The organism is Ruegeria sp. AD11(2025) (assembly GCF_056542405.1).
Window position 1 is genome coordinate 79,301 of the sequence record NZ_JBQFZU010000005.1, and the last position, 18,213, is coordinate 97,513.

At 56.3% G+C, this 18,213-nt stretch carries 21 protein-coding genes, 1 pseudogene and 1 riboswitch; of the genes and pseudogenes, 13 read left to right on the forward strand and 9 right to left on the reverse strand.

From position 1 onward, the window contains the following. Window positions 1-179 precede the first annotated feature (179 nt). Genes ACR1XY_RS06810 through ACR1XY_RS06825 form a run of 4 tightly spaced genes read right to left on the reverse strand, consistent with a single transcriptional unit; the run spans window position 180 to window position 2,866 of the window. The gene (locus ACR1XY_RS06810) at window positions 180-1,079 is read right to left on the reverse strand and encodes a metal ABC transporter solute-binding protein, Zn/Mn family (RefSeq protein ID WP_480591211.1); all 900 of its coding nucleotides are present in this window, start codon (window positions 1,077-1,079) and stop codon (window positions 180-182) included. Next, complete coding sequence (locus tag ACR1XY_RS06815; RefSeq protein ID WP_480591214.1) at window positions 1,076-1,978, reverse strand: metal ABC transporter permease; 903 nt, start codon at window positions 1,976-1,978, stop codon at window positions 1,076-1,078. Before ACR1XY_RS06815 ends, ACR1XY_RS06810 begins: the two co-directional genes overlap by 4 nt. Beyond that, window positions 1,971-2,729 (reverse strand): metal ABC transporter ATP-binding protein, encoded by a 759-nt coding sequence (locus ACR1XY_RS06820; RefSeq protein WP_480591217.1) that lies wholly within the window; start codon window positions 2,727-2,729, stop codon window positions 1,971-1,973. Before ACR1XY_RS06820 ends, ACR1XY_RS06815 begins: the two co-directional genes overlap by 8 nt. Further along, on the reverse strand, window positions 2,729-2,866 hold the full coding sequence (locus tag ACR1XY_RS06825) for a hypothetical protein (protein ID WP_480591219.1): 138 nt from the start codon (window positions 2,864-2,866) through the stop codon (window positions 2,729-2,731). The genes ACR1XY_RS06820 and ACR1XY_RS06825 overlap by 1 nt, the downstream gene beginning before the upstream one ends. A 212-nt stretch (window positions 2,867-3,078) precedes the next feature. Then, window positions 3,079-3,291, reverse strand: a riboswitch (cobalamin riboswitch). A gap of 183 nt (window positions 3,292-3,474) precedes the next feature. Between ACR1XY_RS06825 and ACR1XY_RS06830 the strand changes: the two genes are divergently transcribed. After that, complete coding sequence (locus tag ACR1XY_RS06830) at window positions 3,475-3,855, forward strand: hypothetical protein (protein ID WP_480591221.1); 381 nt, start codon at window positions 3,475-3,477, stop codon at window positions 3,853-3,855. On the opposite strand, the gene ACR1XY_RS06835 is transcribed toward ACR1XY_RS06830, so the two are convergent. From ACR1XY_RS06835 to ACR1XY_RS06850, 4 genes are all read right to left on the reverse strand, one after another. Continuing rightward, complete coding sequence (locus ACR1XY_RS06835) at window positions 3,852-4,583, reverse strand: amidase (RefSeq protein ID WP_480591224.1); 732 nt, start codon at window positions 4,581-4,583, stop codon at window positions 3,852-3,854. The genes ACR1XY_RS06830 and ACR1XY_RS06835 overlap by 4 nt on opposite strands. 64 nt (window positions 4,584-4,647) lie before the next feature. Next, window positions 4,648-6,711, reverse strand: a complete 2,064-nt coding sequence (locus ACR1XY_RS06840) for an ABC transporter permease (protein WP_480591226.1) — start codon at window positions 6,709-6,711, stop codon at window positions 4,648-4,650. Between the two features lie 4 nt (window positions 6,712-6,715). Beyond that, complete coding sequence (locus ACR1XY_RS06845) at window positions 6,716-7,795, reverse strand: quaternary amine ABC transporter ATP-binding protein (protein ID WP_480591229.1); 1,080 nt, start codon at window positions 7,793-7,795, stop codon at window positions 6,716-6,718. Between the two features lie 60 nt (window positions 7,796-7,855). Continuing rightward, entirely contained in the window at window positions 7,856-8,791 is a 936-nt protein-coding gene (locus ACR1XY_RS06850; protein WP_480591232.1) for an ABC transporter substrate-binding protein, read from the reverse strand. A gap of 175 nt (window positions 8,792-8,966) precedes the next feature. On the opposite strand from ACR1XY_RS06850, the gene betI reads away from it, so the two are divergent. The 6 genes and pseudogenes from betI (at window position 8,967) to ACR1XY_RS06880 (ending at window position 13,542) form a co-directional block, all read left to right on the forward strand. Then, window positions 8,967-9,620, forward strand: coding sequence for a transcriptional regulator BetI (gene betI / locus ACR1XY_RS06855; RefSeq protein WP_480591235.1), 654 nt, complete (start codon window positions 8,967-8,969; stop codon window positions 9,618-9,620). 706 nt (window positions 9,621-10,326) lie between these two features. Next, window positions 10,327-10,569 (forward strand): annotated as a pseudogene (locus ACR1XY_RS06860) (AAA family ATPase); the annotation flags it as partial. A gap of 56 nt (window positions 10,570-10,625) precedes the next feature. Beyond that, window positions 10,626-10,913 (forward strand): hypothetical protein, encoded by a 288-nt coding sequence (locus tag ACR1XY_RS06865; protein WP_480591238.1) that lies wholly within the window; start codon window positions 10,626-10,628, stop codon window positions 10,911-10,913. A 138-nt stretch (window positions 10,914-11,051) separates the two neighbouring features. After that, window positions 11,052-11,306, forward strand: coding sequence for a hypothetical protein (locus tag ACR1XY_RS06870; RefSeq protein ID WP_480591240.1), 255 nt, complete (start codon window positions 11,052-11,054; stop codon window positions 11,304-11,306). 268 nt (window positions 11,307-11,574) lie between these two features. Then, window positions 11,575-12,132 (forward strand): hypothetical protein, encoded by a 558-nt coding sequence (locus ACR1XY_RS06875; RefSeq protein WP_480591243.1) that lies wholly within the window; start codon window positions 11,575-11,577, stop codon window positions 12,130-12,132. A gap of 306 nt (window positions 12,133-12,438) precedes the next feature. Beyond that, entirely contained in the window at window positions 12,439-13,542 is a 1,104-nt protein-coding gene (locus ACR1XY_RS06880; RefSeq protein ID WP_480591245.1) for a Hint domain-containing protein, read from the forward strand. 124 nt (window positions 13,543-13,666) lie between these two features. Here ACR1XY_RS06880 and ACR1XY_RS06885 read toward each other — a convergent pair whose 3' ends face one another. Further along, window positions 13,667-13,864, reverse strand: a complete 198-nt coding sequence (locus tag ACR1XY_RS06885) for a hypothetical protein (protein ID WP_480591248.1) — start codon at window positions 13,862-13,864, stop codon at window positions 13,667-13,669. A 583-nt stretch (window positions 13,865-14,447) separates the two neighbouring features. Between ACR1XY_RS06885 and ACR1XY_RS06890 the strand changes: the two genes are divergently transcribed. From ACR1XY_RS06890 to ACR1XY_RS06915, 6 genes are all read left to right on the forward strand, one after another. Beyond that, window positions 14,448-15,632 (forward strand): tyrosine-type recombinase/integrase, encoded by a 1,185-nt coding sequence (locus ACR1XY_RS06890; RefSeq protein WP_480591250.1) that lies wholly within the window; start codon window positions 14,448-14,450, stop codon window positions 15,630-15,632. After that, on the forward strand, window positions 15,629-16,612 hold the full coding sequence (locus ACR1XY_RS06895; RefSeq protein ID WP_480591253.1) for a hypothetical protein: 984 nt from the start codon (window positions 15,629-15,631) through the stop codon (window positions 16,610-16,612). The genes ACR1XY_RS06890 and ACR1XY_RS06895 overlap by 4 nt, the downstream gene beginning before the upstream one ends. 93 nt (window positions 16,613-16,705) lie before the next feature. Next, window positions 16,706-16,885 (forward strand): helix-turn-helix transcriptional regulator, encoded by a 180-nt coding sequence (locus ACR1XY_RS06900; protein WP_480591257.1) that lies wholly within the window; start codon window positions 16,706-16,708, stop codon window positions 16,883-16,885. A 108-nt stretch (window positions 16,886-16,993) separates the two neighbouring features. Next, window positions 16,994-17,230, forward strand: coding sequence for a hypothetical protein (locus ACR1XY_RS06905; protein ID WP_480591260.1), 237 nt, complete (start codon window positions 16,994-16,996; stop codon window positions 17,228-17,230). Continuing rightward, window positions 17,230-17,721, forward strand: a complete 492-nt coding sequence (locus ACR1XY_RS06910; RefSeq protein ID WP_480591261.1) for a hypothetical protein — start codon at window positions 17,230-17,232, stop codon at window positions 17,719-17,721. The genes ACR1XY_RS06905 and ACR1XY_RS06910 overlap by 1 nt, the downstream gene beginning before the upstream one ends. A gap of 276 nt (window positions 17,722-17,997) precedes the next feature. Then, window positions 17,998-18,213, forward strand: coding sequence for a helix-turn-helix domain-containing protein (locus ACR1XY_RS06915; protein WP_480443100.1), 216 nt, complete (start codon window positions 17,998-18,000; stop codon window positions 18,211-18,213).

The window sequence follows — 18,213 nt, forward strand, 5'->3', positions numbered from 1 at the left end:
CCGCAGTGCATCCCCCGAACCTGTCACTCGCTGCTCGAACAAATTCATCGAATGAACGAATTCAAAAATCGCGGACAAAACTGATTTTGTTGGGCGACCGCGACGAGGCAGCCCCGTAGTTTAAGCGTGGAGTGGCTCTCGAGGGTCATGTTGAGAACCAGCTCGCGCAAGAAACCGTTTTAGCTGGCTGCTTCTTGGGACAAAGCTTCCAGCAGTGTGCCCAAGTTATGCTGGAACATTGCCAAGTAGCTGGTCGCCGGGCCACCACGCTCGGACAGGGCGTCCGAAAACAGACGGCCGCCTATCTCGATGCCGGTTTCGTCCGAAATCTGTTGAACCAGAGCGGGGCTGGTAATGTTTTCAACAAACAGCGCCGCCGCGCCCTCGGCTTTCAGCTGGTCGATTAGAACAGCAAGCTCTCGCGCCGAAGGTTCTGCTTCGGTGTCGATACCGACGGGTGCCAGGAAGTTCATTTCGTACGCATCTGCAAGATAGCCGAACGCGTCATGTGCCGTCACCACAGTGCGGCGATCTGCGGGTAGGTCAGCCAGCTTGGCTTTGGTTTCCGCATCCAGTGCTTCCAACTCGGCAATAAAGGCATTGGCGTTGGCGGCGATCTGGTCGGCGTGTTCGGGCAGTGCTTCTTTCATCGCATTCGCCACGTTGGTTACGTAAACCACACCATTCGACAGAGAGTTCCAGGCATGAGGATCGATTTCACCATCGACTTTGACCGGGATGACGCCCTCGGTTGCGACATGCACGGTAGCCTCAGTACCAGACTCCGAGATCAGAGTGTCGGACCAAGTCTCAAAACCCAGACCGTTGACAAAGATGATGTCCGCTTCGGCGACGGCCTTCGCGTCGGCGACCGACGGCTGGTAGACATGCGCGTCGGCGTCGGGACCCACGATGGTCGTCACAGTGGCCAGATCACCGACAACCTCTTCGACCATGTCACCAAGGATCGAGAAGCTGGCGACAATTTTCACATCGTTTTCACCAGCCACAGCCGGAAACGTTGCCAAGGCAAGGGAGGCCGAGGTGACACCAGCATAGAGGGATTTCGTAAGAGTCATTGTGCTCTCTCTTCTTGTGGAACTTGCGCAACGGTGAGGTCTTTTGAAACGGACGGTTTGCGCAGCCGTCCGCCAAAACCAAGCGGGCCGAATATGGCCGAGAACAGGAAAAAAGCACCTGCAACCAGCACGATGGCCGGACCCGAAGGCGTGTCGGGGAACAGGTAGGACAGGGTCAGACCGATCCAGCAGCTGGACAAGGCGAAGATGAAACCCAGAACCAGCTGGGCGGTGATCGTACTGGCCCAATAACGGGCCGCAGTCGCGGGCAGGATCATCAGGCCAACGGCCATCAGCGTACCCAGTGTTTTGAATGCGGCCAGCAGGTTCAGAACCAGCAACAGCATGAAACCCTGATCGACCAACCAGGGGCGGCGGGTCTGGGTCTCAAAAAACACCGGATCGCAGGTGCTGACTATCAGGGGGCGCAACAGAAAAGCGAACGCCACCAGCGTCACCGTCGCGACGCCACCCACAAGCAGCATCGAGGCATCGTCGATCCCAAGGATCGAGCCAAAGAGAAAGCTTTTCAGTGGAACGGCGGACCCGGCGGCGGAAAGGATGAAAATGCCCACCGCCAGCGCGATCAAGTAGAGCGATGCAAGGCTGGCATCACTGCGCAAAATGGTTCGTCGGGCCAGCAACGCTGTCAGGATGGCAACACCGACCCCGGCAATCAATCCTCCAATCAGCAGGGACATGACTGACAGCCCCGCAGTCACAAAGCCTATGACGATACCGGGCGTGATCGCATGGGCCATGGCCTCACCCGCAAGCGACAATCGGCGCAGGACAAGGAACGCCCCTACCGGCGCGACCGAGGCTGACAGGACCGTGGTTGCCACAAATGCACGGCGCATGAAGGCAAAGCTCCACATTTCAGTGAGGAGTTCAAACATGCGCTGTCTCCGCTGTGGATGGGTTGCTTCGGAACATCCAGGATGCTTGGCTTTCGGACAGGTATCCCTGCGCGACCAGCCTGTCGGGGGTCAGGACATCGTTCACCGTGCCATGGGTGGCTTCCTGACCGCCCAGCAGCAGGGTATGGCTGCAGTGATCCAGAACCGATGACAGATCATGCACCACCAGCACTAGGGCACGACCTTCGTCGCGCCAGCGGCGGATGATCGACAGAAGATGCGCCTCGGTACTTTGGTCTACGGCGGCAAAGGGTTCGTCTAGCAGGATCAACGGGGCGTCCTGCATAATGACCCGCGCAAACAAAGCACGCTGAAGTTGACCACCCGACAGCATGTGTAGGGGGCGGTCGGCAATGTCCAGAACGCCGGCCTCGTCCAGCGCTGCCATCATCCGGTCGCGTGCGGTACTGTCCAGCCCCGAGCGGAAACCAAACCCACGCCACGCGCCCATCGCGGCCAGATCGCGCACGCGAATGGGAAAACGTCGGTCGAACTCGGTCATTTGCGCCAGATAGCCTATTTCCGCTGGGCGGCCCTTGGGCCAGTTCAGATTGCCCGAGAGCGGATCCATGAGCCCCAGCAGCATTTTGACAAAGGTGCTTTTGCCCGACCCGTTGGCCCCCAGAACGGCCAGAGTTGTGCCAGCGTCGATATCCATGGACAGGCGCCGGAACAATGTCAGGTCGCGGTAACCAAGAGTAAGATCGCGGATTTGAAGAACGGTCGACATCAGATCACCGAAATAATTGCCAGCCACAGCAAGGCTGACAGGGCCAAAGCGCCTGCAACCAACACCGGTATGCTGAACTCGGTCAGGCAGCGGCCCCGCTGCGAAACGGCGTCAGAATCCGCCGCGCGCCGGGTCATCGGGTTTCTCCCGCGTCTAAAGCGGAAGCTTTGCTGAAAAACACTGGTGAGGGGACGATGACCCCGTAGATTGTGCAGGGTCGGGCTTCAGATTTCTGCAATGACAACAGCATCGCCTCCTCCGTTTGCGCGGGGGCGAAGCGAGTGCAAGTCTTTCGACGGCTAAGGCCGCTTGAAACATTGTCATCTCCCTCTGGGACACCCCGCCCAGGTTTATTCATTGTCGGATGGCAGGTCTCCTGACTTGCGGGTCAACGCTATCCCGATCCTTCCCAGGCGAATGCCCAGTGGACGATCTCGGGTCGCTCACCGCCTACAGTTGCGGGGGCAGTCACGGATTTGGCCTCTTTAGCAGGGACCGCACCGTATTCCCTTTTATCCCGGATCGCACAAAGCGGCCGGGAACCATCGCAGGCACCAAACACGAATCAAGTTGATTCTCCAAGCGCTCAATTTGGCGTTGAAAGCAAAAAGGAGTTGGGGGCTGCACAACATTGGACAAATCTCTGTCGCTCCGATTTGACGCCTCAGTCTAAGATCGATCACATTGCAGCCGTTCTAGTTGCGACTGCGGCAGACGACTTTCCTAAGGTACCGGAACAGTCGCAGTGAAAAAATTAATGGGCGGCACCTTTGAAAGAGTGAACCGGAACCGTTCTCAAGCAAGCAGCTTTGATGCCTTGGATGGCATAAAGCTGCCGTCAACCGCACTGCTTGAATTGACGCGTGATCAACTGCTGCGGCTCAGTCTTCCCAATAGCGCACAAAATAGAACACAGCTAATCGACAACTTGCGGGCGAGCGGAACTAAGATCACTCCTGAGAATGTGGTGGCCATCCAGAAACTAACCGACGGTCGGACAGTTCGGTTGGAGACAGTTAACGGCGCTGCGGAATCGCGACACATTAACCGACATGCTGATGAGTTTTCTCAGAAGGGTGTTTCCCAAGACCAAATCCCGATGCAGTATTCTCCGCACTTCAACTAGAAAAAATTGTCGGTTATCAGGGTTCTGGAACTGGTCGTCCGATCTACGCCCGACACCACATCCTGCACCAAAGCCAGATCCGTGATCGAACGGGCAAGCGCGCCGCAATGGTTGTAACGGTCGAAATTTGCGGGAGGACCGTCGGGGTTGCGCCCGTGCGGTGGCTTGAACCCCACAATCCCACAACAGCTGGCCGGAATAAGGATCGACCGGCCGATATCCGTTCCGGTTGCAATTGGTGCGAAACCCGCCGCCAGCCCTGACCCTGATCCGCCCGACGATCCTCCGGTTCCATAGTCAGGATTGAACGGGTTGACTGTATTGCCCCAGGTCCGACTGCGACACACGCCCGAAATGCAGAACTCTGGCACCGATGTACGAGCCAGAATGATCGCGCCAGCATCCTGCAAGCGTTCGACCATCGGGTCCGACATCTCGTCAGGCGCGACATCCATGTGCAGAAGGGACCCATGCGTCGTGCGTTTGCCTTTTACACGCTGGGCATCTTTGACCAGCACCGGGATGCCCAGAAACGCTCCGCTGGCCGAACCATCCGCATAGGCCGCGTCGGCAACAAGTGCCTGCTGCCGCGCCTCATCGAAATAGGTGTCGGTCAGGGCATTGATCACCGGATTGACCTGCTCGATCCGGGAAATCAAAGCCTGAAGCAGATCACTGGGTTTCAGGAGGCCCGCGCGAAACGCAGCAAGCGCTTGGGTCGCTGTCATCTAACACAGATCGAGGTCAACGTTTGGTTTGGGCGCTGCGTTATCCATGCCGCTTACCTTGTTTTCAGGCGGCAGCGTCCAGTTTCACACCAAGGCGTGCTTGGATCTGCTGGCTGAATCCTTGCGTGATGCGGTCGGCGATCATGGCTATGATCGCCATGCCAATCCCCGCGGTCATGCCAACCCCGAAATCACCGTCCCCAAGGCCGATATAAATCTGCTGTCCCAGATCGTCGGTGCCCACCAGCGCGGTGATCACCAACATCGAAATGCCGAACATGATCGTCTGGTTCAGCCCCAGCATGATCGACGGCACGGCCAGCGGCAGTTTTACCTGCCACAACAATTGGCGGGGTGTTGTCCCGATGGCCGTCGCAGCCTCGATCACGTCATGGGGCAGATTGCGCAGACCGTGTTCGGTATAGCGGATCGCGGGGACGATCGCATAGACGATGATGGCCAGCAGTGCGGTGAATTCACCGATTTTGAACACCATCACAAAGGGGATGAGGATCACGAAAAGCGGCATCGTCTGCAAGGTGTCGATCACCGGCCGAACAATGCGCGATACGGTGTCATTCTCGGACGCCCAGATGCCGATGGCGCTGCCGAACAGGAAAGACAGCAACACACCTACTCCGCAAAGGTAGAGGGAGACGACCGAAGGCTCCCATATTCCGGTCAGCAACAGGAATGCGACCCCGGCCAGCGCCCAAAGCGCAAGGTTCGTGCCCCCCGCCTGCCAGGCCAATGCGATGATGATCGCGCAAAGCGCAACCCATGCCAGACCGGACAGTCCCGAATACAGAACCAAGGCAAACAGGATCACCCAAAGAGCCTGCAGCAACCGCCCCTTGAAGGCAATATATCCCGCTACCGCTGCAACGATCAGTGCGTAGCCAACAGTTACAGCCGGGGTCATTGCGAAGCCCCAGGTAAAGGGGCTGACAGCCTTAACCAGGCCGATTTTGATCGGCAGCATCAGGTAGAACAGCGCCGCCCGCTTGATTGCCTCAAGTACTGTCCGGAACTCGACGAAGACCCACTCCAGACCTGCATTCATCGCCGGGGCCGGGTTCTGGACCCATGCTTCGGGCCAGTCCTTGAGCGGTGAAAAGACCAAAGCCAGCAGCCAAGCCGCGCCAAATAGAACGGCGCAGGTTATCCAGCCTGTCGCTTTGCGTTGCGTCGAATTAGACTGTACCGCAAATCCCCATGTAATCCGGTCCAGCACCATCGCCATCAGCGCGATCACGATCCCGGCCAGCAGGCTTTCTCCGAACTGCGCCTTGCGCATTGTCGACAGCACTTCCCAGCCGATATCGTTGGTGCCGCCGATGATCGAGGCGATGATGACCATCGACAGGGACGCCATTGTCGTCTGGTTCACCCCCAGCAGGATTTGCCGCTGCGCGGTCGGTACCCGCACGCGCCAGAACAGCTGCGACGGGGTGGCACCGCTCATTAGGCCGGACTCGATCACCTCATCCGGGACACCGCGCAGGCCGACGATGGTGTTGCGTACCATCGGCGGGAAGGCAAACAGGATCGAGGCGACCAGTCCGACAGTTGTGCCAAAGCCGAACAGCAGCAGGATTGGTAGCAAGTAGGCAAAAGCGGGCACAGTCTGCATCAGGTCGAGGATCGGCATGATGATCCGATAGGCCCGCTCTGACATGAACCCCCATGTTCCCAGAGCAAAACCCAAGGCAACCGCCATTGGAATCGACACAACCACAAGCGCGAAAGAGTTCATCGATTGAGTCCAGAACCCAAACGTCACCATGTAAAGCAAGCTGGCAGCTGTGAAGATCGCCAGTCCCTTGCCCCCCGCCCGCAAGGCCAGAAAGACCCACAGAACGAACCAGGCCGCCCATGGCACCGCGTGCAGCACCGTCTTGGCCAGCAGGATCGGCCAGTCCAGCAGCCAGGATATGCCTTTGAAGAACCAACCGAATGTCACGACGAACCACCGCATCGCGGTATTCATCGGATCAGTGACTGGCAGGACCAGCGCATCGGGATAGGTCACCAGCGGCCCGAGATTTTTGGCAAACACAACGCAAACTGCCACCAGAATCGTGACCGCAAGCCAGACCACCAGCGATCTGTTCGAAGCTGCATCCATGACGTCAGTCCTTGACCGCAGAGGCGTCCGAGACACCGCTGGCCAAAGCGGCGATTACGTTCTGACTGGTCATGTACACCAGCGCATTGTCGTCCCGGCGCACCGCGACGCCCGTGTCATGTGAGGCCAGATAGGGCAGCAGATCGGCCACGTTGGTCGAGGCCGGAACCTCTTTGATCCCAGCAGGCGGGCTGTCGTCCGAAGCGACATCGCCTGCGGTCAGGATAAGCTCCCAAGGGACGTCATTGGTGAATTCGCGCACATAGTCATCAACCGGGTTCAGGATCAGATCAACCGGGCGGCCGATCTGAACAACCGCACCGTCCTTCATGATCGCCATCCGGTCGGCGATGCGCAGTGCCTCAAGGAAATCGTGGGTGATGAAGACAATGGATTTGTGCAGTTCCTGCTGCAACCGCAGGAATTCGTCCTGCATCTGGCGTCGGATCAGCGGGTCAAGCGCGCTGAAGGGTTCATCGAGGAACCAGACCTCGGGTTCTACGGCCAGCGACCGCGCAATGCCGACACGCTGCTGCTGACCGCCCGAGAGTTGGCTGGGGAAACTGGCTTCCCGGCCTTCCAGACCGACAAGCGAGATCACCCGCTCGGCGCGTTCCAGACGCTCTTTGTCGTCCAGACCCTGCAATTTCAGCGGAAACGCCACGTTTTCCAGAACATTCAGATGCGGCATCAGGCCAAAGCTCTGGAACACCATCCCCATCTTGTGCCGACGAATGTCGATCAGCTCTTTCGAGGACGCTTTCAGCAAGTCCTCTCCATCCAGCAGGATCTCTCCGGAGGTGGGTTCGACCAAGCGGGACAGGCACCGCACGATCGTGGACTTGCCCGAGCCTGACAGGCCCATGATCACGAAAATTTCGCCGGGCATGACGTCAAAGCTGACATCGGTCGAGGCGACGATGCCACCTCCCTCGCGAATGCGTTGCGCCAGCGCCGTGGCCTCATCGGGCCCCTGCCCGGCGACGTCGACGTTGCTGAGATGCTGATCCGCCCCCTTGCCGTAGAGCTTCCAGACATGTTTGCAGGACAGTTTCGGGGTGGTGGTCGGGGAAGATGTGGTCATTTCGGCAGCCTTGAAAAAGGTGGAGCACGCAAAAACATGCTCCACCGGAGTCAGTGGTGTTTATTGCTTTGCGGCTTCAACCCAAGGCTGCCAGACGTCTTGGTTTGCGCCCATCCATTCGGCCACGACCTCTTTCACTTCGCGCCCGTTCTGGTCCACTTCCAGGATAAGACCGTTCTGCACGTCGTTGGTCATACTCATCAGCTCGACCATTTTCATCGCATCCGGATAGCTCGAAGCGAAATCCTTGGCGACGATCTTGTCGACGGTCGCCTGCTGGAAGCCACAGGCCTCACCGCGTTTCTGGCTGGTCTCGTCACAGGTTCCGTGCGGCGTGTCCCATTCGACCCATTCAACCTCGGTATCCGCAAACACCCAATGCGGCTGCCACATCATCATCAGGATCGGCTGCTCTGCAGCCACGGCACTTTTAAGCTCGGCCAGCATCGCGCCTTCCGAGCCACCGGGCACCGGTTTGAACGGCAGGTCAATCAGTTCGACCAGATCGGCCGAACGGGTCCCCCAGTCCGCCGGATAGGTGATCAAACGGCCATCAGGAAAGGTGTCCGCGGCGGCAAAGGCCTGCGCGCAGTCATAGAGCGCCTCATAAGCAGGCAAACCCGGGCAGAGATCAGCCATGTACGGGGGATAAATCCAGCCTTCCTGTGGCTCGAGCCCCAGTCCGCCGACAACGATAATGTCCCCGGCCTCAACGGCCTTGGGGTAGATATCGCCCACGTTGTTGGTCCACAGCTCGGGCTGATAATGCAGGCTGCCTTCGGCAATTGCGGCCAGCTGCGGCACGGCACCTGCGGTGACGTATTCGACCTCGTGGCCCAGCTCTTCAAACAGCGCGCCCGCGAAATGGGCGGAGATATGTTGGCCGGTCCATTCGTTGACCGCGATCTTGATCGGATCGGCCAGCGCCGCACCCTGCATCAACATGAGCGTCGCGGAAGCCAGCAAAGCAGGCCTCAGTTTGTGTGAGAATTTCATGGTTAAACCTCCGTTGGTGCGTCGGCCGTTTTCGGCCTTTTGTGTCCGTTTCAAAAAACAGTACAGTTGCAGGTATTTTGATGCATCAGACTGTTTTTTGTCAACAGTGTTTGTTTTTTGCCTTCTCGAATGGTACTTTCGTGTCCAATACGCTGAGCATGAAAGCGATCCTAACATGAGAAAGCAGTCCATCAAGAACATGCGTCGCAAGCAATTGACCGAGGCGGCCTTTGAAGTTCTCAAAGTTCATGGAATCTCCGGGACAACCTTCGACAAGGTCGCCAAAGAGGCCGGGTTATCCAAAGGCGTCGTGCAGCATTACTTCCCAGGTAAAGAAGCACTGTTCGAGGCTGTTTTGCGTGAATCCAACGCTGAAGCCCGCCGTTGTGTGACCGCGTTATTCGCGCATAGCGACACACCGGCGGAACGGCTATACGCAATCATTTACGGCAATTTTGCCCCGACGCTCTTTCAACACGAAATCTGCAATGCCTGGATTTTCCTGTGCGCGGAGGTGCCGCAAAACGCCAAATATCTACGCATACAGAATGTCATCCATTCGCGCATGCACAGCAACCTGATGGGCGCATTGCGCGGTATGGTTGAGCCTGCATTGGCAGAACAGGTCGCCTTTAACCTGACAACGCTAATCGACGGGATCTGGATGCGGGCCGCGTTACAGGCTCGACCGATGTCTTCGACCGACGCACTGTCTCATATGGAGTTTGCACTGAACCGGTTGTTCCGCGACACAGCAGTCGACTTCGCAGATCTGCAACCAGCGCGTGAAAAGATTGCGCAGATCAGCGATATCCTGTTCAAAGTTTGAAGCAAGACAACAAAAGGTTGCGGCATTTGCGCCGGTGACATTGACTCGATTTGGGCTGGTATCCGACACAGTTTGACGCTGTTTTTCGCGTAGAGCTCGACCAGTATATTTCGGAGACAGGAATTTCCTGAAAAGTCATTTGAAACCCTGTTAGGGCGTCTTGATGCCGCGCCCAAAAACGGCACACTTCGGTTGGCTGTGATGCGACGTGCGATGGCGTTAAATCTGGACAGCCGAGCCTTGGAACTGGCTTTCTACACCCAGCCTGAGGATGTGAAGGCTGCCGATGACCGAACCTTGGTTTCACAGGTCTTTGCGGCCGCTGGCCTGACCAAGGACGCCGAATCTCGGAGTCAGACCGGCGTTGCCGAGCATTTTCCATGGACCCGAGGAACAAGATCCACCTCAGGAACAAGAATCCGATGAGGCAGACGGCAATGCCGTCAGCCTGCAGGTGATTGACGGGCAACCCGCGGCCGAATCCGAAGAGGATAACAAGCAAATCTCTTTCGCTGACGTCGGCGGGCTAGAATATATAAAACGCGACACAGAGAGGCGCATCATTGCGCCCTTTAAGCAGTCAGGGCTGCTGTTGCGGCTCAGGAAAACATCCGGCGGGGGCGTCCTGATGTGTGGTCCGCCGGGATGCGGCTAAACCATCATCGCACGGGCAGCTGCCGGGGAATAAGCCGCGCGATTTCAGGCCGTTGCGATCTCGGACATTCGTGACCCTTATTGGGGCGTGGCAGAACAACGTTTGACCTCTATCTTCGAGCAGGCGTGCAACAACACTCCGACCATCCTGTTCTTCGACAAGATCGATGCGTTGGGATCGAAACGATCCGGACACAGCTCGACCCATGTTTCGCAGATGGTCAGTCGTTTTCTGGCCCAAAGGGATGGCGTCAGCCAGCGGAATGACGGTGTTTTGGTGCTGGCCGCAACTAACCCTAGTCGAAGGATTCTGCATTTCCGCGCCCGGGGCGGTTCGATCGGCTGTTCTTTGTGCCGCCGCCGGATGCCCGGGCGCGGGAGGCGATCCTGCGGCTGGAACTTACCGGTCGCCCGGCCGAAGCCTATATCCGCTTTGACAGGATATCTGCCGCCACAAGCGAATATTCCGGTGCGGATCTGGCACAGATCATCGAAACCGCAACTGATCTGGCGGATGATGCGACCTTGTCTCAGGGATGCGAAGTACCGATTAGCATGAAGATGCTAGAAGCTGCAGACGATCAAGCCAGGCCCTCCACAATCGACTGGCTGACGACAGCCCGCAACCATGCCACCTAGGGCAATGAAAGCGGGCGCCAAAATGATGTTCTGGCCTTTCTCAAATCAAACGGGCGCAGATGACGCAGTTGGACATTGCCGATAACACGCTTGCCGAAGCAAGCCCCAACGAAATAACGGCACCTTTCGTGGTCTGGATTGTCAGCTTTTTGGCGGGCCCGGTTTTGGCTGTATCGTAACGCAGGTTCTCTGGGCTACCGCGACCGGAAACAACAGGGCGGCTTGCTGCTGGCCTCAGCCCTGTTCTGCGCCCCAGTGCTGATGCTGATCGATTTCATCAAGGACTGTTTCAAAATGGGCAGCACTGAACGTCCGGGTAATCAGGTTCTGCTGAACGTGGTTCTGGTGGTTGCAATCATTGCGTCCGGGTACTGTTTTCAAGTCCAGCGATAACTCTATCCCCTGAATCAGATGACAACAGGACGGACACACCTGCGATTGCCCTTTGCCGTTCTGTTCCTCATCGGGTCCTGGTTTGTCACCGCCGTTTTGCTTGCCATCGTTCCACCTTTGGGCGAGGCGACGGGTGGCCTGGCTTGTTTTATGAACTGATCATGATGCGCTCCGACAGAGATTTTCCGCCGGCCATCGCCGCCTCTCAATGGGGCGACGATACCAACGCTCTCGGGCATTTTCGCAACGCGTTGAAGCATAAACCGGAATGCGACGTTATCCACGCGCATCTTGCGGTCTGCTTGTTTGGTCTGTGCAAGTATTCGCTGCGTCCCGCGCACTGGACGAAGCCCTGTGTCAGGATGCCGGGTCAGCAGAACACCACGCCAATGCGGCGCTCAGAATCGCGCCGAACAACAGCCCGAACCATATCGCCATCGGTTGGGCGTTCTGGGTCCGGAACGACTTTGACAAAGCGCAGAAGGCCGCCCTCAGCGCACTGGCCCTCTCGCCCAACAGTCAGGATGCGCATGCCTTGTTGGCCGCGATCGAGATGCACCGCAAACCTCTGACCGGCTGGTTTCACCGAGTGGGGTACATTGCTGATAACAAAAATTTCAAGACGGCCACACTGTATCTCGTCCCGGCACAGTTCCTGTACATGTCCGCCAGCGACATCCCGGATTACTTTGGCCACGGGGGGATCTCGGATGGGAAGCTCAGGTTTGCGATGGTCGGTGCAGTTCTGCTGCTGGTGAGCAATCAGATGTATTTCAGAAAAGCCGCGAAACACCACAAGGCTGCGACTCTCAGAAAGGACTATTGAACCTTTTCTGCAGCAGTTCCAATGAGGTATGGCGCTCCGCTAGATGGCGTTCCTCGATTAATCCCAAAACCGTTTTGGATGATTGGAGCGCAGAAACGCTCCAAGTACCTTCGACCAGGGATGTAAGTGATCAGGCGACTCGAATGATGATCGCTCGGGCCTGAAAACCGGTGTTGTCGCATCCAAGCAACTGGGCTTGCACAGGCCTTTGGCCTGCAAAATAACTACTTTATGATTTGAAACTTGAACTTCTTTGGGATTGAAGGCTAATTGCTACCGTACGATTTTTTGTTTCAAGAGTAACGCATGGCGACCACTTTTACCGTCTTCTCCCTCGGAACCTTGCCAATCTGGGACACCGTTGAGGGCAACACATCCCTTTCGACCACCAATGTGAATGCGGCCCTTGGTACTTATGGCACTGCTGGTGATCCGCTTTATGACAGCAGGCAGACGTTTGCCGAGGCGGGCAACGGTTTCAGCGGTGGGGATGCAAACACCTATGATCTGGACAACAACGTCTCGAACGACCAGTTCAGCATCGACGGAGGATCGCCTCAGACCTTTGATGCCTCGATGATATTTAATGCGGTCATCACGTACAATGACGGCACCACCGCAAATATCTCGGCTGTCGTTTTCCAGGATACAAACGGCAATACGTACTGGTCACCGGAATTCGAGGAAAACACTGATCAGGACGCGATCGAGGAACATGCGATCGTGTCAATTCAGCTAGTGTCACCGGTATATTCAAACGGATTCAACGCCGGGTACTCAATGTTCGGGGAACGGGTCGTTTCCGATCCATTGTGTTTTGCAAAAAGCGCAATGATCGCCTGCCCGGATGGGCCGCGACCGATTGAAGACCTGCGGGCTGGAGATCTGGTGCTGACCATGGATAACGGCGCGCAACCGATACGCTGGATTGGTCGTCGAACCATGGCGGCCATCGGAAAATTCGCGCCAATCAAAATCCGCGCAGGCTTTCTGGGCGCCAAGGAGACGCTGGAAGTCAGTCCGCAGCATCGCATCCTGCTGCAAGGTGCCGAGGTCGAATTGAATTTCGCATGCCCGCAGGTTTTCGCCGCTGCCGCTCATCTGATCGACGGTGACGGAGTGTCTGTACGGAAAGGTGGGGAAGTTGAGTACTTCCATCTGCTCTTTGATGAGCACCAGATCGTCTGGGCCAATGGCGTCGCGTCGGAAAGCCTGCTCTTGGGAAAAACAGGCATGGCCGCACTGAACGAAGAGAGCGTCGCAGAAATCCAGACTTTGTTTCCCGAACTCGATGTGAAATTCGGGCCAAGCTTTGAAGCCGCCCGTCCGGTTCTGAAATCATTTGAGGCGTCGTTGCTGGTGTCGCGGCCTTGGACAAAAAACTCAGGCACTCACATCAAGGCCGCCTAAGGTGCTGCGGTGGCCCAGCTTTTAGTCCTGCCTGTTATGCTACCACTCTGGCCAAACTGTTGAGCAGGCTGTCCCCAGCAGCGGGCAACTGCCCGGGCGACAAACCTACAGGTTTTCAGAGCACCTAGCTCGGCCGCACTGCGACAAGAACGACGTCAAGCTCATCTTCCAGGGCTTGCAACTTTTTCAGGTCATCTTTCGGCAGATTGGCCGTATCGGCCTCTATAGCGGCAAGCGCGACAACCGGGCGTCCAATCTCCTGTTCCAGCGCCCGAACAGCGTTGAGCTTGTCGGCCTCAAGCGTTGCAAGTGGATAAAGCATGGCAATCTCCTGTCTACTGATGGCTTGGAGTATAGTCGACTTTTTCGGTTTTGGAGCATTGTTTAGTAGCGCGCGCCAGGTCCAAGGTTAACGGGTAGGGAAACGGAATACCGCATCACTTGCCGGTAAACTCAAAAATCGTCGTGACACGCACGAGGCACCAGCGCGCCTTCAAAGGCATTGTGCAAACGCTTGAAATGCTGAAACAGAGCGAATTGAATAAGGTTTTACCGCGCCCCCATGGCAGAAAACGAGACACCTTAGCCTGAGATTCGCGTCGCATGGTCCTTCGGAAGGTCTCAGAGGTTCGCGCCTGAATCGAAGGCCGGACTGAAGATTAGGCGGCCAATTTAATGCCGAATGACAAGTCAGAAGCCAATAACACCAGTATCAGAATGTACAATGATATCGTGGTGCGGGTGGAGGGACTTGAATTGCCGTTCCAGAGGGTTCTGGGACGTTCCTGTCCATCCACTCCACCAGTCTAACCTACTTAAATTAAACGCCTTCCGTTTTCCCGGTTGTTCCGTGAGGTTCCGACCTATACAAGATATAGAAGTGGGACTAAAAGTGGGACCAGTCGATGAGGGAATTGAACAAACTCAGCGCTGCACAGGTCAGAACTGCCCCCAAAGGGAAGCATGGCGACGGTGGTGGGCTGTGGCTACACAAGCGGGATACGAACCACGGTAAGTGGGTTCTGTTGGTCACTGTCCACGGGCGGCGGCGGGAAATGGGTCTTGGTACCTACCCTAATGTCTCACTCAAAGAAGCCCGCGAAGACGCAGAAAAGTGGCGGGCCGTGGTACGCAAGGACCTGGATCCGATCAAAGAGCGGGAAAAAGAACGCAGGCAGATCGAACGCAATATGCATCTGCTGCGCGATATCGCTCTTGACGCCTTTGAATCTCGCAAGGCTGAGTTGAAAGGCGACGGCAAGGCGGGCCGTTGGTTTTCACCGCTTGAGCTACATGTCTTACCCAAACTCGGGAAAGTGCCAGTTTCTGATATCGATCAGATCGACATTCGAGACACACTGGCCCCGATCTGGCATGAAAAGGCCGAGACGGCCAGCAAAGCAATGGACCGTCTCGGTATCTGTCTCAAACACGCTGCCGCGCTCGGCTTAGATGTAGACCTGCAGGCGACCATGAAAGCCCGCGCATTGCTGGGAAAACAGCGGCATGTACCAAAGAACATTCCGGCGCTGCCATGGGCGGAAGTGCCAGAATTCTATTCCAGCTTAAGCGATGGGACCGGAACTCACCTTGCACTGCGTTTGCTTATATTGACCGCAGTTCGCTCCGGCCCGGTACGAATGGCCCGAGAGGATCAGTTTGAAGGTGATGTTTGGACTATACCCGCTGAGATCGTAAAGGGGCGCCGGGGTGCCACAGAAGAGTTTCGCGTGCCTTTATCAGACGCTGCACTGGAAGCGGTGGAGGCAGCAAAAGAACAATCGCGGGATGGCTTCCTGTTTCCAAACCCCCGTAAGGGCGTGATGTCGGACGCTACAATGACTCGCCTCATGCAACGCCGGGGCATGGAGGCGCGGCCGCACGGGTTCAGGTCAAGCTTTCGGGATTGGGTGGCGGAGACCACGAACACGCCGCACGAGGTCGCAGAGACGTGCCTGGGCCACGTTGTCGGCGGATCTGTTGAGCGCGCCTACCGCCGGACCGATCATCTCGATCAGCGTCGTGTTCTCATGCAGCGATGGGCGGATTTCGTGACCAAGAAACAAGCTGAAATTGTGAGGATCGGATGAAAAACCCTACAGAGGCATCCCGCCGAACAACCGTCAAAAGCACACACATATTTAAGGAAGTATTCGATTCCGGTAACAAAAAGGACGGATTCAAGATTATCGCCGAATTGGCGGGAATCTCTTCATCACACGCTTGGTTTGTGTCGGTAACGTCCCAATCTGGTACTCTGCCGGAAGCGATTGATTTCCACGTGTTCAAATCTGAGGAAGCCGCCAAAGAATTTGCGGCCACAATTCCAGCAGGCACGATTCTTGAAAACGACGGCGATGCACCATTTGATCAAACAGCTTGGGAAAGTCTCGAAAACAAGAACGAACTCTTGCTTCGGTTTTCGCGAGCTGGTGACGAGGACAGCGGTTTGCCCGTCGAAACGCTATGGGATGCGAACATCTATGAGGGCGTTCATTTATCCAAAATGGTTTCTGAAAGCCTTGGGCAAAAACGCATTGACGAATTGCAATCGACTTTTGGTCAGAATTGGGAAGCTGCCGCCGCATATGAATACTGCACTTTTGCTTTTGCACCCTCATCACCGGCATACATCGCAGCCAAGCAACAGTTCTCCTACTACGTGAAGAACGACGACTTTTCGGCTGGTTATCTGATGCGAGATCTGGAAATCGTGAAACACGGCGTCGAAGAAGCGGTTATCCGGGCCTCTAACTACTCTAACCGCCAAGCTAAAATCGCAGCTAAAGGCGGTGAGGCACAAGCCGCAAAAGCAGCCGACAGAAAAACCATGTTTTTCCGCATTGCACTACAAAACCTAGAATGGATTACGAAAAGCGAGAAAGAACAGGTCAAGTTTTTAAAGAAACTAGTGTCCCAGAAAGACGCGGACGCTCTTTTCTTGCACGGCGACAAGCCAATGTCTGACACGTGGTTCGAAGATCGCATATCAGAGCTGCGTTCTTCAGGTGAATTGGACAGGGCGATGAAAAAAGCTCTGGGCTTTTTGCCTAATCCCGGAACATCCTAAGCTTTTCAGCTTTTGGGGAACTCGCCCAAGGCTTTTCACATATCTTGTTCGAAACCTTCCTGCATCGTCCACTAAATGCAGGAGACAACCATAATGTTGGAAAAGCATTACCGTCGCACCGAAGTTGAGCAAATAACGGGTCTGAGCCGCAGCGCGATTTACGACATGATGGATCGGGGAGAATTTCCGCGCCCTGTTCGTATAACCCGTAAAGCCGTTGCCTGGCCGGAAAGCAAATTGGCCGAATGGCTGGAACAGCGCCCAGCTGCATAAAGAGAAACCCGCACCTGACAGGCCAGGCGCGGGCGGAAAAGCTCAGGGACTTAGGACATCCCAATCTTAGCCGCATAGCGCCTGCCTCGCAAATCATGAGGCAACAAATTGAGCAGTCAAAATTGGGACAGAGTGATCCAAATCGTCATGGACAGCGCGGGCGAGTATCCGACAGTCCAATTGCAACTTCTGCTGATGCGACTGAAAAAGCACCCAGAGGTCATCCCAACCATCGCAGATGCAGTACGCGACATGGGGAACTGGTATCTTGAACAATCCGCTGGATTGGAAGCCGTAGGAGATCTCCAAAGGATCGTTGGAGATCAGTCACAAGGTGATCGGTGATGGGTCGTGACAAGCGCAACGAGCGAGCGGAGCATTGGACGAAGATGGTCCGCTCTACGATGCAAACCGATGCATGGCGCGCCCTCTCAACAACCGCACAGGCGCTCTATCCTTGGCTCAAGTTCGAGTGGCATGGCCCCAAAGCGAACAACAACGGCAAACTGAGGCTGTCAGTGCGCCAAGCGGCACATAATCTCGGCTGCGGTCGAAACGCTGCTGCACGAGCCTTTCTCGATCTGCAAAAGAAAGGCTTCATTGTCCAAACCGAAGGGGCGGAACTTGGCACCAAGGGCAAAGCCAAAGCCCCGGCGTATGAACTGACAGAGATCGCCCTGCCCCACTCCACGGTTGGACGGCGGCTATACCGTGATTGGTCGAAGGGGCACGACTTTCCCGCCAAGATGGGAGCCACTCACAACCCTGAAGGCTCTAACGGAAGACAAAGGTCTGATGACGGCATCATCATCCCGTTCAAGGGCGAAAAGCCATGACCGCAAGATTTAAAACCCCGTCATCATTTTGGTGCACCCCTGTCATCATATTGGTGACGTTTTCGAGGGGGCCTGTCATCATTTTGGTGACGCCCTGTCATCATTTTGGTGACGTTTTGGACCGAAATCGCCCGTTCCCTGTCATCATTTTGGTGACATCCTTAATAACCATACCCTGCAAAACTGTGGGGTGGTGGTCGGGGACGAGGCGGACAGTCCCACAGGAACACACACCAAGCCGCTGCCATCACCACTCACCACCGAAAGGGCAGACTCATGACTGACTATCCACCATTAGACAAATGGCGCTTGGATGCGCTGCTGAACGGACCCGAGAAGATTTGGGGCGTAAAGGCAATCGCTGAGTTCCTCGGCGTGTCCGAGTCGAAGGTTCGACGCATGGCCAAGCGGCCGACCGTGCCGATCTACCGGCCAGCTGGAATGTACTTCGCATTCAGATCTGAACTGACCGACTGGCTCAGGAGCAAGTGA

Bases quoted from the DNA above. Each gene is read 5' to 3' on its own strand.
- ACR1XY_RS06840 (WP_480591226.1), bottom strand. From the start codon at position 6,711: ATGGATGCAGCTTCGAACAGATCGCTGGTGGTCTGGCTTGCGGTCACG.
- betI (WP_480591235.1), top strand. From the start codon at position 8,967: ATGAGAAAGCAGTCCATCAAGAACATGCGTCGCAAGCAATTGACCGAG.
- ACR1XY_RS06850 (WP_480591232.1), bottom strand. From the start codon at position 8,791: ATGAAATTCTCACACAAACTGAGGCCTGCTTTGCTGGCTTCCGCGACG.
- ACR1XY_RS06900 (WP_480591257.1), top strand. From the start codon at position 16,706: ATGTTGGAAAAGCATTACCGTCGCACCGAAGTTGAGCAAATAACGGGT.
- ACR1XY_RS06845 (WP_480591229.1), bottom strand. From the start codon at position 7,795: ATGACCACATCTTCCCCGACCACCACCCCGAAACTGTCCTGCAAACAT.
- ACR1XY_RS06895 (WP_480591253.1), top strand. From the start codon at position 15,629: ATGAAAAACCCTACAGAGGCATCCCGCCGAACAACCGTCAAAAGCACA.
- ACR1XY_RS06915 (WP_480443100.1), top strand. From the start codon at position 17,998: ATGACTGACTATCCACCATTAGACAAATGGCGCTTGGATGCGCTGCTG.
- ACR1XY_RS06835 (WP_480591224.1), bottom strand. From the start codon at position 4,583: ATGACAGCGACCCAAGCGCTTGCTGCGTTTCGCGCGGGCCTCCTGAAA.
- ACR1XY_RS06810 (WP_480591211.1), bottom strand. From the start codon at position 1,079: ATGACTCTTACGAAATCCCTCTATGCTGGTGTCACCTCGGCCTCCCTT.
- ACR1XY_RS06880 (WP_480591245.1), top strand. From the start codon at position 12,439: ATGGCGACCACTTTTACCGTCTTCTCCCTCGGAACCTTGCCAATCTGG.
- ACR1XY_RS06875 (WP_480591243.1), top strand. From the start codon at position 11,575: ATGCGACGTTATCCACGCGCATCTTGCGGTCTGCTTGTTTGGTCTGTG.
- ACR1XY_RS06825 (WP_480591219.1), bottom strand. From the start codon at position 2,866: ATGACCCGGCGCGCGGCGGATTCTGACGCCGTTTCGCAGCGGGGCCGC.
- ACR1XY_RS06890 (WP_480591250.1), top strand. From the start codon at position 14,448: ATGAGGGAATTGAACAAACTCAGCGCTGCACAGGTCAGAACTGCCCCC.
- ACR1XY_RS06815 (WP_480591214.1), bottom strand. From the start codon at position 1,978: ATGTTTGAACTCCTCACTGAAATGTGGAGCTTTGCCTTCATGCGCCGT.
- ACR1XY_RS06820 (WP_480591217.1), bottom strand. From the start codon at position 2,729: ATGTCGACCGTTCTTCAAATCCGCGATCTTACTCTTGGTTACCGCGAC.
- ACR1XY_RS06910 (WP_480591261.1), top strand. From the start codon at position 17,230: ATGGGTCGTGACAAGCGCAACGAGCGAGCGGAGCATTGGACGAAGATG.
- ACR1XY_RS06885 (WP_480591248.1), bottom strand. From the start codon at position 13,864: ATGCTTTATCCACTTGCAACGCTTGAGGCCGACAAGCTCAACGCTGTT.